The following is a 14798-nucleotide window of genomic DNA, read 5'->3' as shown; positions in this document are numbered from 1 at the left end:
ATGGAGAATCCGATGAATCTCGCCCACCCCGTTCATCACGCGCCGCCGGTGATCGCCATCAGCCCGCAACACCGGCTTGCGCCCCAGGTGGCCATTGCCGCAAGCCGCGCGGGCGCGCTTGGCCTGCTCGATCTGGGGCTCCGGACGGACAGTGGCGCCATGCTGGCGGCCGTGGCCGAACTCGTTCGTTCGGCCGGTGCGACGGCCAACTGGGGCTTGCGCTGCGACCTGTTCGAGGCTGCTGCCGACACCCTGGAGCACTTGCCCGCCCTGATCGGCTTGCAGGAGCCCGTGCCGGTCCTGCTGCTGGCCGGCGCCGGCGTCGGCACCGGCGCATTGGCCCGCGATGTGGGCTTGGCACGCACGCTGGCACGCCTGATCTACCTCGAGGTGCGCGATTTGTCCGGGGCGCGCGCGGCGCAGGAGGCGGGGGCCGATGGCGTGATCCTGAAAGGCCATGAAGCAGGCGGCCAGGTCAGCGACCGTTCGTCGTTCATGCTGGCGCAGGAGTGCAGCGGGGCGCTGGACATTCCCTACTGGATCCAGGGGGGCATCGGCATACACAGCGCGGCGGCGGTCATGCTGTCGGGCGCGGCTGGCGTGGTGCTTGGCGAACAGCTGTGGCTGGCTGCCGAGGCGCCGCCGGCGCCCGGCGCGGCCAACTGGGACGGACTGGACGGTACGGAAACCGCGCTCGTGGGAAGCGACGGAGAAAGCTACCGCTGTTTTGCCAGAAGCGGGCGCAGCCGGCTGCGCGCCATCGAGCGCGCAGTCGCGCAGGGGACCGACTGGCGGGCGCTGCTGCTGGATGGCTTGCTCGCTTCCGAGGACGGCTTGCTCGCCGTCGGCAGTGATATCGCCCTGGCCGGTCCGCTGGCGCGCCGCTACGGCACCGTGGGCCGCATCGTGACGGCCATCGGTGCGGCCATCGGAGACCGGCTGGTGCAGGCGGCCGCCCAGCAAGTCCTGGCGCCCGATGCAGCACTCGCGCAGGCGCACGGCACCCGGTTCCCCGTCGTCCAGGGCCCGATGACCCGCGTCAGCGACGTTGCGCCCTTTGCGCGGGCGGTAGCCGAGGCAGGCGCGCTGCCATTCGTTGCGCTGGCCGTGCTGCGCGGTCCTGAGGTCTCCACGCTGCTGAGCGCGACCCGGGCGCTGATGGGCGATCTGCCGTGGGGCGTGGGAATCCTCGGTTTCATGCCGCGCGAGCTGCGCGACGAACAGATGGCGGTGTTGCGCGAGGTGCGGCCGCCATTCGCCGTCATCGCCGGCGGGCGCCCGGGCCAGGCGCGCGAACTCGACGAACTGGGCATCGTCACCTACCTGCATGTGCCATCGCCCGGCCTGTTGCGCAGCTTCCTCGATGCCGGTGCGCGCCGCCTGGTGTTCGAGGGCAGCGAGTGCGGCGGCCATACCGGTCCCCGCACCAGCTTCGTGCTGTGGCAGCAGGCCATCGACATCCTGCTCGAGGCCGGACTGAAAGACCCGGGCGCGGTGCAGGTGCTGTTTGCCGGCGGTATCCATGACGCGGCGTCGGCGGCGATGGTGGCACTGATGGCCGCGCCGCTGGCTGCGCTGGGCATGAAGGTCGGCGTCCTGATGGGTACCGCCTATCTCTTCACGGACGAGATCGTGGCCAGCGGTGCCATCGTCGAGGAATTCCAGCGCCAGGCCATCGCCTGCGAGGACACGGCGCTGCTGCAGTCGGGGGTTGGTATCTACACACGCTGCGCCCGAACCGCGTTCTGCGACGAATTCGGCGCCATGCGGCGCCAACTGATCGTCGAGAGCAAGTCCGAGGAAGACACGCTGATGGCGCTGGAGCTGATGAACATCGGACGCCTGCGGATCGCCTCCAAGGGCATCACACGCAACACTGCACCAGAAGGGGAGGCTGCGCCGCGCTACGTGTCGATTGACCCGGAAGGGCAGCGTCGCGAAGGGCTGTACATGCTGGGCGACGTGGCGCGCCTGCGCCGCAGTACCTGCACCCTGGCCGCGCTGCACGCCGCGGTGTCGGTCGACAGCGTAGGCCTGCTGCGCGCACGCGCCGCGGCCATCCCGGCCGCGCCGCCGCCGCGGGCGCGTGAACCAATCGCCATCGTCGGTATGGCGTGCAATTTTCCACGTGCACACGGACTACGCGCCTACTGGCAGAATATCCTGCACGGCGTCGATGCGATCACCGAGGTGAGCGACGAGCGCTTTGCGTCCGCCCGATTGTTCGATACCCGGCGCGCGCCCGACCGGATCTATGCGAAATGGGGCGGCTTCCTCGACGACATCGCATTCGACCCGCAGCACTATGGCATCGCGCCGGCGACCTTGAGCGTCATCGAGCCGGCGCAGCTGCTGGCGCTCGAGGTGGCGCGCCAGGCCCTCGAGGACGCCGGTTTTGTCCAGCGCCCGTTCGCCCGCGAACGCACCGCCTGCATCATGGCCGTCGGCGGCGTGAACGAGCTAAGCACAATCTACAATTTCCGGACCTTGCTGCCCCTGTACCTGGACAAGGTCGACGGCCTGCCGGAAGAGACCCGGCGCCACATCGTCGACACGCTGTTCGAGCAGGTACTGCCGAAGTGGACCGAGGATACGTTCCCGGGCATCCTCGGCAACGTGGTGGCAGGACGGGTCGCCAACCGGTTCGACCTGGGCGGCAGCAACTTCGCCGTGGACGCCGCCTGCGCATCGTCGCTCGCTGCGCTCGAGATCGGCTTTCGGCAACTGCGCGACGGCGATGCCGATGTCGCCCTGGTGGGCGGCGTCGACTGCACCAACAGCCCGGTTGGCTACATGTCGTTTGCCCAGACCCACGCGCTGTCGCCGCGCGGCCGCTCCCGGCCATTCGACGCGGGCGCCGACGGCATTGCCATCAGCGAAGGCGTGGGCGCCGTGGTGCTCAAGCGCCTGAGCGACGCCGAACGCGACGGCGACCGCATCTATGCCGTCATCGATGGTGTCGGCAGCGCCAGCGACGGCCGCAACCGTAGCCTGACAGCGCCCCATCCGCCCGGGCAGGTGGCGGCAATACGGCGTGCCTACCGCGAAGCCGGGTTCGATCCGGCCAGCGTCACGCTGATCGAGGCCCACGGCACGGGCACGGCGCTGGGCGACAAGTCCGAAATCACGGCGCTCGGCATGGTGCTTGGTCAAACCCCGACGCCCGCCTGCGCGATCGGGTCGGTCAAGTCGATGATCGGCCATACCAAGGTGGTCGCGGGTCTGGCTGGCCTGATCAAGGCCGCGCTGGCGCTGCAGAACCGGGTGTTGCCACCAACGATCGGGGTCGAACGGCCGATCGCCGAACTGCAGGCGGCCGGCTCGCCGCTGTACGTCAACAGCGAAACCAGACCCTGGCTGCACCTGGGACGCGCCCATCCGCGGCGCTGCGGGGTCAGCGCATTTGGCTTTGGCGGCACCAATTTCCACGCGGTGCTGTCCGAATATACCGGCACCTACCGGCCGGCAGACGTGGTCAGCCTGCAGCCGCGCGGCGTGGAGCTGTTCGCCTTCGCCGGCGCCACTCGTGACGAGATCCAGGGGACGGTGCGGCGCCTGCTCGAAGGCCTGGCGGGCGCACCGGAGGTCGACCTTGCCCGGCTGGCCTTCGCGCTCTACAGCGAACAGCATGTCGTGCGCCATGCCAACGGTGGTCAGCCGTGCCGGCTGGTGCTGGTGGCCGGATCGTGCGCCGACCTGCGCCAGAAGCTGCAGCGCGCGTTGGCGCTGCTGGCCGAGCAGGGCCAGTTTCGCCAGGCGCCGGGGCTGCACTACCGCGAAAGCGTGGGGGCGGTGGGCAGCATCTGTTTCCTGTTTCCCGGCCAGGGGGCGCAACGGGTCAACATGCTGCGCGAACTCGTCTCGAGCCTTCCCGCGCTGCATGCGTGCTTCGAGCAGCCGTCGGCAGGCGACGCGTCGCAGCCGCGCATCGCCGACCTGATCTATCCGCTGCCTGCCTTCGATGACGCCACGCGCGACGCCCAGCGCCAGGCGCTGAATGCGACCGACATTGCCCAGCCAGCGCTCGGGATGACCAGCCTGGCGGCATTCGACGTGCTGACCAGCTACGGTTTGCGGCCCGACTTCGTGGCCGGGCACAGCTACGGCGAATACGTGGCCCTGTGCGCCGCCGGCGCCATCTCGCGTGACGACCTGATACGGATATCGATGGTGCGCGGCCGTTTGTCGGCCATGGCCCCGGGCGGCGCCATGGCGGCGCTCGACGTCGGCGGCGAAGCGGCGGCGGCCGCGATTGCGCGCCACGGCCTGGCGGTGTCGCCCGCGAATCTGAATGCGCCGGACCAGACGATTATCGCCGGCAGCGAGGATGCGATCGAGGCGGCGCAGACGGCACTGGCGCAGGACGGCATGCGGGTCAAGCGCCTGGCGGTGTCGACCGCGTTTCACTGCAGCCACATGGCGCCGGCCAGGAGCGCGCTGGCCGACGCACTGGCCGACATCCCCTTCGCGGCGCCGCGCATTCCGGTGTTCAGCAACCTGACGGCAGAACCGTATCCGGAACACGAGAACGAGATTCGCAGGCTGCTGGCGCGCCACATCGCCGAACCGGTGCGATTCGTCGATGAAATCGAGGCGCTGTACGCGTCCGGCGTGCGGGTCTTTATCGAGTGCGGCCCCGGCTTGATCCTGACCGGACTGGTGGGGCGCATCCTGGGCGTGCGGGCGCATACGGTGCTGGCGCTGGATGCGCCCGAACGGGATGGATGGGAGCAACTGGCGCAGTTGCTCTCGCAGGCAATGGCTGCTGGCCTGCTGGTGGACATGGCGCCATGGTTTGCCGGGCGCGGCCTTGCTGTGCAGGGGATCGACGACGTCTTCGCGCATGAACGCCGCCGCACCGAACACGGGCCATTGATCTGGCGGGTGAACGGTGGCCGCGCCGTGCCCTGGGCAGGCCCGACCGCCGCAGCGGTGGCCGCCACGCCGGTCCCGGGAACAGCTGCCTCTTTCGCCCCGGGTACAGCCGCCCCGGCTGCCCCTGCGGCCACTATTTCCAGTGCAGCGTTACCGGCCCGTCCGATCCAGGTTTTCGCCAACCCACCGCCAGTGCCAGCAGTGGCGCCGCGCGATGTTTCCCATCATTTCAGGAGATCCACCATGAGCACCAACGAGTTTGTTCCGGATGATCTTGCGCGGCATGCCACGGCGCCGCTGGCGACCCGCCCGGCAGGGGCCAACGAGTTGTTGCAGATACAGGATGGCCTGGCGCGCCTGCTTGCGTTCCAGTCCGACCAGCAGCACAGCCTGCGCCATTTCCTCGACTTCCAGGCGCAACTGGCGGGTCTTGCGCCGCCACCGCAGGCCATGTGGTCCGCCAGCACGATGGCGCCATCCCACGACCGCTTGCAGATCGACAATGCGCCGTTACCCATGCAGATGTCGCCGGCCACACCTGCAGCAACCCCCATGTTCTCGCCCGTGCCTGCGGTCGCGCCATCGGCCTTGGCCACCGCCGCATCCGCGGCGCCGCGCAAGCCCATCGAGGCGCCCCTCGTGCCCATGCTGTTTTCACACGAACCGGCAGCCGCGCCGCAACCGGTCACCGCCATTCTCAGCGGGGCGAGCGCGCCAGACACGGCGACCAGTGCGGGGTCGGCGACCGTCGCCGAATTTTCCGCTGAGTTGTTAAAGGCGGTATCGGCGCGCACCGGCTATCCGGTCGACATGCTCGACCTGGACGCACATATGGAAGCAGACCTGGGGATCGATTCGATCAAGCGGATCGAAATCTTCAGCGGCCTGACCCAGCGCAATAGCCTGGTGGGTGATCGCGACGAAGAAAAGATGATCGAAGAGCTGAGCGGATTCAAGACCTTGCGCGAGGTCGAGGCCTGGTATGCGCAGCTGTTCGCGCAAGCCACAACGGCCGCATTGTCTACCGATGTGGCACTGGCAGGAGGTGCCCTGCCAAAAAAAGCCTTGGCTCCACTTTCTCGGCTGGATGAGGAAGTGGAGTCGTTCGACCTGTCGCCACAGCCCGACCCCGTGCGCAGCTACGTGGTTCAGGCGCGCAGCGCTGACGCCACGGCTGACGGCGCTGCGGCCTGGCCACCAGGTTGCAGGATCGTGCTGGTGGGCGCTGTCTCGGCGCTGGCCAACGCCCTGCATGAGCGACTTGCTGCGCAGGGCTGCACGGTGCGGCAGCTGGTGCCGGGCGCCGCCACCCGCGCCGTCGATACATGGCGCCTCGACGTCGATTTGTCGTCGCTTGAATCGGTGCTCCCCATCGCGCAACTGGTGGCGGCGGAAGGGGAACCGGTGGCGGCGTTGATCAACCTGATGGGCCACGATGAGGCTGCGGCCGGAACGGACCATCGCAACGATGCGCGGGCACTGTTCCTGCTGCTCAAAGTGCTGGGCCCCGGTTTGCGCCGCGACACAGCGGACGGCGCCGGCCGCCTGGTGAATGTGACCGCGTTCGATGGCCGCTTTGGCCTGGACGGGCCGGGCGGCCAGGGGCCCGGCAGCGCCGGTACGCTCGGTGTGGCCAAGTCGGCCGCGCGGGAGTGGAGCCAGATACGCGTCAAGTGCATCGACGCCGCGCCGGCGCTGGCGCCGGACTGGCTGGCCGAACAGGTGCTCAAGGAAATGTTCAGCGACGATCCCGAGGTCGAAATCGGCTTCAGCGCGCAAGGACGCTGCCGGATCTGCCTGGCGCCGCGCACCATCGAGAGCGGCGCGTTGTCCGACCTGATGCTGGGCGACGATGCGGTGGTGCTGGTGACCGGCGGAGCTTACGGCATCACGGCCGACCTGACCCGCATGCTGGCCGAGAAATACCGTCCTCGACTGGTGCTGGTCGGGCGCAGCCCGGAACCCGGCGACGAAAGCGGGGTAACGCGCGGCATCGTCGACAGCGCCGAGCTGCGCCGCCGTCTGACCGCAGAGCTCAAGGCGGACGGGGGCAAGGTAACGCCGGTGCAGGTGGAAGCGGCCATGGGCAAGGTCTTGAAGGAGCGCCAGATCCGCGTCAACCTTGCGGCCCTGCGCGAGGCCGCCAGCGCGCTCGAGTACCACTGCCTCGACGTGCGCGACGGCGCCGCCCTTGGCGCGCTGGTTGACGACGTGTATGCGCGCCTGGGCCGTATCGACGGTGTCCTGCATGGTGCCGGCGTCATCAGCGACAAGCTCATCGCGAACAAGCCGCTGGCTGCGTTCGATGCCGTGTACGACACCAAGGTCGTTCCCGCACTGGTGATGGCGAGCCGGCTGCGCATGCAAGGGCTGCGCTTCATTGCATTCTTTTCATCGGTCGCAGGCCGCTTCGGCAACATCGGACAGGCCGACTACAGTGCCGCCAACGAAGTGTTGAACAAACTGGCCGGGCAATTAAGCCATGCCTGGCCGCACCTGCACGCGCTGGCGATCAACTGGGGGCCATGGGATGCGGGCATGGTCAACGACGATCTGCGCCGGCTGTATGCGGCGCGCGACATCCGGCCGATTGCACCGGCCACGGGACGGCGCCTGTTCCTCGAAGAACTCGAGCATGGTCCGCAGCGTCAGGCCGAGATCGTGATTACTTCCAGCATCAGCCAGATCGCAGCGTTGCGCCTGGTGTCGTAGCGGCGCTGCCGCGGGTTCGCCCATCCCTCACCGATCCATCACGCCTTCAGACAGGAGCAGCAGATGACGACGAACGCCAAGCCGGTACTGGTCAACTTCGAGCCGGTACAGGTCTCGAAGCCAGTTTCTCAAAGGATCGCGCTGCAGGTGTCTGCCTATGGCATGGCGCGCGGCTATTGCAAGGCGCGCGGCATCGACGATGTGGCGGGCCGCGGCCAGATACTGGCCGAGATTCAGAGCAAATTCGACAAATACGCCGTGTCGGCCGAACAGATCAAGCGACGCCAGCTGGTTTTCTTCCCCCGGATCAGCGACCTGCGTTTTTCCGAAGGCGAACTCGTGCTGGCCGAGCCGGAACATGAATACCTGCGCATTTTTACCGGTCCGGATGACATCAAGGGCGTCGACCTGAAGGCGCGCCACGAGAGCTACGGCAAGATCGTCGGGGATTGCCTGACCCGCATGTATGCCGATGCCGAGTCTGCACCGGACGACATGATCCACGTCACCTGTTCCGGCTACCTCGCGCCCAGTCCGGTCGAACGCATGGTCGCGCGCAAGGAATGGTTTGCCACCACCGTCACTCACAGCTACCACATGGGGTGCTATGGCGCTTTCCCGGCCATCAAGATGGCGCACGGCTTCCTGGCCTCATCGCGTCTGGGGGTCACGCGGCCCAAGCAGCGGGTCGATATCGTGCACACCGAACTGCTGTCGGGCCATACCAACGTCGAAGACTTCGGCATCGAGAACATCATCACGATGACCCTGTTCGCCGACGGCTTCATCAATTATTCGATGTGCTCGGACGACTATGCGCGTCAACGCGGGCTGTCGGGGCTGCGCATCCTTGCGTTCAATGAGCACCTGTTGCCCGACTCGGCCGAGGACATGACCTGGGTGCCTGCCTCGCATCAGTTCCAGATGACGCTGTCGGTGATGGTGCCGATCGTGATCAAGCGCCATGTGTACCGCTTCGTCGAAGCGCTGTTGCAGGGGATCGGCATCGATTTCGAGGATGACAAGGAAAGCCTGATGTTCGCCATTCATCCCGGAGGGCCGAAGATCGTCGAGCACATCCAGGACGAGCTCGGCCTGCGCGACGACCAGGTCGCCGTCAGCAAAGCGGTGTTTCGCGAAAACGGCAACATGTCGTCGGCGACGGTGCCGCACATTCTGAAGGAAATCATCGCGGAGACCGCGATCCCGCCGGGGACCAGGGTCGTGTGCCTCGGCTTCGGCCCCGGCCTGACCGTAACCGGCCTGGTACTGGAGAAGATCTGATGGCACACCCCCACCACCATCTTGCCGCCGGCGCGGCGCCGGTCGTCGGCCGCATGTTCGAAGCCGCCATGTACGACGACGACGCGGCCACACCTGGCCTCGCACCTGCACCCGCGTCTGCACTTGCATCCGCGCCGGCGGGCGAGGAGAGCCCGCACCGGCTTCCGTTCGTTGCCGACATCCTGGCATGCCGGCCTGGTGCAAGCATTACCGTGGCGCGGCGCCTGGTGCTGGAACGCGACCTGTTCCTGGCCGACCATAACTTCGTCGCGCCGGAAGTCAAGCCTCTGGCCGACTGCTTCCCGGTGCTGCCGATGACGGTGAGCCTGGAAGTCATGGCCGAAACCGCGGCCTGCCTGGCACCCGGATACGGGCTGGTCGGGATCGAAGGTGTCATTGCACGGCGCTGGATTGCCGTGACCGATGGCGGCGCGCTGGACTTGCGGATCGAGGGCAGGGTAGTGCGCCAGGCACCGGCCGGGGACCATGACGGCTGCGCGCGGATCACGGTGCAGGTCCATGCAGGAAGCGAGGCGACGGCCGCGATCGAGGCAACGCTGCTGTTCGCCACGCATTATGATGCCGCGCCGCCGGCTTTCGATGCGCGCACGGCAGGCGCCGCGCCGGATGCGGTCACACTCGATGGTAGCGCCGTGTACGCGACGCGCCAGCTGTTCCATGGTCCGCGTTTCCAGGGCCTGGATGGTCCGATCCGCCTCGGCCCGGAGGGCGCCAGCGCGACGATGCTGCTCAGGCCGGCGCACGACTGGTTCGCCGGACAGCCGTGCCCGCAGCTGCTGTGCGATCCCGCATTGCTCGATACGGTCGGCCAGCTGATTGGGGTCTGGTGCATGCAACATGGCGGTACTACCTTTCCGATCGGCCTCGACCGGATCGATTTCCATGGTCCCACGCCCGCGCCGGGCACCCGGGTGCCGGTCGTGTTCCACGTCGCCAGCCGCCAACTGAAGATGTTTGGCGCCGACGTCGACATTGGCGATGGTGCCGGCGGTACCTGGATGCGCATTCGCGGCTGGAAATCCTGGGAATTCCAGTGGCCGGCGCAGCTGGTTGCGTTTCAGCGCCGGCCCGGCCAGGTGCTGCTCAGCACAGCGCAAGCCTTGCCTGGCGTGGGCGCGGGTGTCGGCGCCGTCTGCCAACGCGTGACGGAGGCGCAGATCGCCGGCTTCGACTTGGCATTGCTGGCACGTCATTATCTGCACACCACTGAAATGGCGCAATTTCTCGCCAAGAAGGCGCTGCCGAAGCGTCAGCTCGAATGGCTGCTGGGCCGCATCGCGGCCAAGGACGCAGCCCGGGCCTGGCGCGCCGCGCAGCATGGCGGTCCCCAATTGCATCCCGCCGCGTTCGCCATCATCAACGACGCTCGTGGCCAGCCGCACCTGGCCGCGTGGCCGGACGCCATGCCGGTCCCGTTCATCAGCATTGCGCACTGCGCCGGGCAGGCAGTGGCACTGGCCGCAGCAGGCCCGGTCGGGATCGATATCGAGCAGGTCGTCGCGCACGATGATGGCTTCCTGGCCGCGTTCAGCAGCACGGCCGAGCGCCGCCTGCTCGCCGGCTGCGCCCACCCGGAGCATGACACCTGGGTGACGCGCCTGTGGTGTGCCAAGGAAGCGATGGGCAAACGCATGGGCAGCGGCGTTGATGGCGCTCCCCAGGATTTCGAAGCGCATGCGCTGGGTGCAGACGGCAGCCTGCAGCTGGTGCACTGGCCGAGCGGGGTAGCGGCCTGCATCGCCACCCTGTGCGATGGCGACATGATGCTGGCGGTCGACCTGTCGGCAATGTAATGGAAACCGCGAATAACCGAGGAGGCGCAATGACGACGTCACTTGCCGCACCGCTGCTCGAGATGCGCAGCGTAAACAAACATTATCTGATGGGGGAGAGCCGGATCGATGCCCTGCAAAGCATCGACACGACGATCCGGGCGGGGGAATTCGCGGCGATCTGGGGGCCGTCCGGATCGGGGAAATCGACGTTCTGCAATCTCATTGGCCTGCTCGATACCCCGTCCTCGGGCAGTGTGCATTTTGAGGGCCGGGATGTCTCGTGCCTGAGCGACGACCAGCGCAGCATGCTGCGCAACCGCGCCATCGGCTTCGTGTTCCAGGGGTTTAACCTGATCCCGGTTCTGTCGGCGCTTGAGAACGTCATGTTGCCGCTGCAACTGGCCCATGTCGGCGCACGCGCTGCGCGCGAGGCTGCGACCCGGCGCCTGGACGAGATGGGCCTGGGCAGCCACCTCGCGCATCGCCCGGCCAAGCTGTCCGGCGGCCAGCAGCAGCGCGTGGCGATCGCCCGCGCGCTGGTGGGCGCGCCGGCGCTGGTGGTGGCGGATGAGCCGACCGCCAACCTCGATTCGGAGAACGCGTTGAAGGTCATTGCGCTGATGCGCGCGATCAGCCGGCGCGAGGGGACTGCGTTCGTATTTTCCACCCACGACCAGCGCCTGCTCGAGCGCGTGGACCGGCGCCTGATGCTGCATGACGGTCTCATCGTCGATGACCTGCAAGTTGTGCCAGGCATCGTGCCACTGCGGGAGCACATATGCTGACCTGGATGAAACTGGCTGTCAGGAACCTGTTCCGCAATGGACGGCGCTCCCTGTTCACGGTCCTGGCGATCGCCCTCGGCTTTGTGGCGGTGAATGTGCTGGGCGGCTTCACAACCTATATCTTCAACAGTCTCAAGGAAAGCTACATCTATGCCGAGGCCAACGGGCACATGACGCTGTTTCGTGCCGGCTTCCTCGACCAGGGCAAACTCGACCCGACCCGCTACCTGCTGACCCGCGAACAGCAGGCCACGATTCATCAGGTGCTCGCGCAACACCCGGAAGTGCTGGTCAGTACGCCGCAACTGCAGATCTCCGGGTTGTTGAGCAACGGCCAGGTATCGACGATCTTCGTGGCGTCGGGCAGGGTACCGTCCGATATCGCGAAGATTGCCGGTCTGGCAAACGACGGCCAGGGCGTCAGGATGTACGACGGCCGGGCCCTGGCCGACGAAAACCGCCAGGGCATCGGCGTCAGCCATGGCCTGGCAAAAGTGCTCGGCCTGAAACTCAGCACCACCGCAGTGGCGATGGCGCCCACCGTCGGCGGCCAGATCAATGCGCTGGACGCCAGTCTGGTCCAGTTGGTCGATGCCCCGATCGAAGCGCTGGAGGACAAGCTGGCGGTGGTGCCGCTGGCGTTCGCCCAGGAGCTGTACGACACGGCCGGTGTCGACCGCATCACGCTGCTGTTGACGCGCAGCGCGCTGCCCGAGACCCTGCGCCAGCGCCTCGCGGCCGAGTTCCGCGAGGCCGGTCTGGAGCTCGACATGCGCACCTGGACCGAACTGTCGCCGTTCTATACCAAGGCCAAGAAGATGTTCGACGTGATCTTCGTGGTCAGCTTCCTGATCGTGTTCACGATCGTGGTAATGAGCGTCGTCAACACGTTCACGATGGCGGTCCTCGAGCGTACCCGCGAAATCGGCACGCTGCGCGCGCTGGGCATGAAGCGGCGCGGCATTGTCGGGCTGTTCGGGCTGGAGAGCGTGGTGCTGGGCGGTTTCGGGGCGCTGGCAGGCATCGGGCTGACCCTGCTGATCGTGGCCATCGTCGGCTGGCTGCAGCCGACCTGGATTCCGCCGCAGATGGCACGCCGGGTCCCGCTGCAGATCCACCTGGTGCCCGCGTACTGGCTGTTCAGTACGGTCCTGCTGATGTTGCTCTCGATCTTTTCCGCCATCGTGCCGGCACGCAAGGCAGCGCGCATGCCGATTACCCATGCCTTGGGCTATGCCTGAGCGACCCGTGCCCGGATGCTGCTCCGGGCGCCATGAAAGGACCGCCATGAACTTGAATCACTTTCCCCGTCCGGCGCGCCGCGGCCGGGCCGCCATGCCGGGCGCGCTGCTGCTGTCCCTGTTGCTGGGCCTGCTGCTGTCCCCGGGCGCCGGTGCCGAGCCGTCTTCCGAGGCGATCCTGAAGGCAGCTGATGAAGCGCGCGGCAGCATCAGTGGACTGGTCTGGCAGGTAGCGGTCGAATCGACCGAGAACGAGCGCGTGCTCGATACGCTGGAGTACGACATCAAGGTGCGGGCGTTCAACATCGCAGGTACCAGCCTGGCGCCACCCAAGTACCGGGGCAACAAGATACTGATGCTCAATACGAGCATGTGGTTCTACAAACCGGGCCTGAGCCGGCCGGTGCCGATCTCGCAGCGCCAGAAGCTGATGGGTGACGCCTCGTACGGCGACATTGCATCGACCAATTATGCCGAGCATTACAGCGCGACCCGACTCCCCGACGAAGTCGTCGATGGCGAAGAGTGCTATGTGTTCGACCTGAAGGCCCGGATCGGGAAGGTCACCTATGACCGGATCGTCTACTGGGTGTCGAAGCAGCGCCAGCTCGGGCTCAAGGCCGATTACCTCACGGTGTCCGGAAAGAAATTCAAGTCGGCCTCGATGGAATACGGGAACAGTGTCGAATTCCACGGTCAGCGCCGGCCCTTCCTGTCGCGCATCGCTCTGCGCGGTGAACTGCTGAACGGCACCGTGACGTACCTGCAATTACGCAGTCCGCGGATCGAGCCGATCCCGGACTATGTCTTCGACCTCAATCTGTTCATGCGATAAGGCCGACAATGCGCAACCTTGCCTTGATTCCCATGCTCGGCTTCGGACTCTGCGGTGCCGGCGCGGCGGTCGCTGCCGAGACCCTTGCCGATGAACTGGCGAATGGCTTTTATTCGCGCATCAATCTGCTGGGCTACGATCTGTATCAGGACGTGGAGCAGTCGCTGCTCAATCCCGGCAACGTCCTCGGCATCGCGCACAACGAGGCAGAACTGCAGTTCCGTCCCGATTTCAACCTCAAGTGGAAAAAGTTCGAATTCGACCTCAAACCGCGCTTCCAGACTTCGCGCGCGAGCGTGGTGTACACCGGCCCCGTCGCGCGAGCGCTGCGTCGCGACTTTCCCTTCGTCTACCAGGGCATCGTGCGCTTTCTCGCCGACGAGAGTCGGGACAGTTCCTACATCAATGAAGGCACGGTGCGCTTTCTCGCCGGCGAGCGGCTGGTGCTGAGCTACGGCAGGGAAAACCTGCAGTGGGGACCATCGGCGCTGCTCTCGCCATCCAATCCATTCAATGCAAACAACGGCAGGGTCAATCCGAACCTGGAGCTGCCCGGGCTGGATTACGCGCGCGCCGTGTGGGTAGTCAGCCCGGCGCTGACGGCGTCGGTCATCGTCAATACCGGCAAGGGCAGGCTGGATGCCGGCCAACGCTATCGCAAGGCCAGCGCGATCAAGATGGATTACACCAGCGACGGCGCGTTCTTTTCCGTGATCGCGTCGAAGGCGGACGGCGAGCGCGTCCGTCTTGGCGGTTTTGCCGGCTGGAACGTGTCGGACGCGTTGAGCGTGCGCGCCGAGGTCAGTGCAGCCGGAAACGGCGCTGACGATCGTCTCGGAACGCGCCGGCGCGATCGCCAGCTGCTGCTGGGCGGATCCTACACACTGGAATCCGGTCCGACGCTGTCGGCTGAATTTTTCTGGAACAACGACGGTTGCGCTGACGCCCCGATCCAGGTGTGTGTACTGCTTCGCGGGACCTTGCTTGACCCCGTCCGGCCGCTGGTACGCCGCCGCTACGCGATGCTCCAGCTCGTCAAGACGGAGATCGCGGGCAAGCTGAACGTCTACGCGCGCGCGACCAGGAACCTGGATGACCGCTCGTCCCAGCTGACGGTCAACCTCGAGTATGAGCTGGGGCAGCACTGGCAGTTGTATGTGATTCCGACCTGGTACCACGGTACGCGGGAGAGCGAGTTCGGCAGCCTGCTGAACCGGTCCCTGTTCGCCGGGGCTTCCTACACGTTCTAGCGCCGTATCCCGATCCCGCT

At 66.7% G+C, this 14798-nt stretch carries 7 protein-coding genes; all 7 read left to right on the top strand.

Annotation, left to right across the window (positions count from 1 at the left end):
* Nucleotides 1-12: 12 nt before the first annotated feature.
* A complete protein-coding gene (locus AC1MGT_RS02510) occupies nucleotides 13-7587 on the top strand; it encodes an SDR family NAD(P)-dependent oxidoreductase (RefSeq protein ID WP_499502872.1) in 7575 nt (2524 codons plus the stop codon).
* Nucleotides 7588-7650: 63 nt separating this feature from the next.
* Entirely contained in the window at nucleotides 7651-8871 is a 1221-nt protein-coding gene (locus tag AC1MGT_RS02505) for a 3-oxoacyl-[acyl-carrier-protein] synthase III C-terminal domain-containing protein (protein WP_499502871.1), read from the top strand.
* Nucleotides 8871-10685: a polyketide synthase dehydratase domain-containing protein gene (locus tag AC1MGT_RS02500; RefSeq protein WP_499502870.1), complete on the top strand. Its 1815-nt coding sequence runs from the start codon at nucleotides 8871-8873 to the stop codon at nucleotides 10683-10685. Before AC1MGT_RS02505 ends, AC1MGT_RS02500 begins: the two co-directional genes overlap by 1 nt.
* 29 nt (nucleotides 10686-10714) lie before the next feature.
* Complete coding sequence (locus tag AC1MGT_RS02495; RefSeq protein WP_499502869.1) at nucleotides 10715-11452, top strand: ABC transporter ATP-binding protein; 738 nt, start codon at nucleotides 10715-10717, stop codon at nucleotides 11450-11452.
* Nucleotides 11446-12693 carry an ABC transporter permease gene (locus tag AC1MGT_RS02490; protein ID WP_499502868.1) on the top strand — a complete coding sequence of 416 codons (1248 nt, stop codon included), beginning with the start codon at nucleotides 11446-11448 and terminating at the stop codon, nucleotides 12691-12693. The genes AC1MGT_RS02495 and AC1MGT_RS02490 overlap by 7 nt, the downstream gene beginning before the upstream one ends.
* A 46-nt stretch (nucleotides 12694-12739) precedes the next feature.
* On the top strand, nucleotides 12740-13528 hold the full coding sequence (locus AC1MGT_RS02485; RefSeq protein ID WP_499502867.1) for an outer membrane lipoprotein-sorting protein: 789 nt from the start codon (nucleotides 12740-12742) through the stop codon (nucleotides 13526-13528).
* Between the two features lie 8 nt (nucleotides 13529-13536).
* A complete protein-coding gene (locus tag AC1MGT_RS02480) occupies nucleotides 13537-14778 on the top strand; it encodes a hypothetical protein (RefSeq protein WP_499502866.1) in 1242 nt (413 codons plus the stop codon).
* Nucleotides 14779-14798 lie beyond the last annotated feature (20 nt).

The sequence above is a fragment of the Telluria sp. BA11 genome (assembly GCF_056680305.1).
This window is presented reverse-complemented; position numbering and strand designations above follow the sequence as displayed.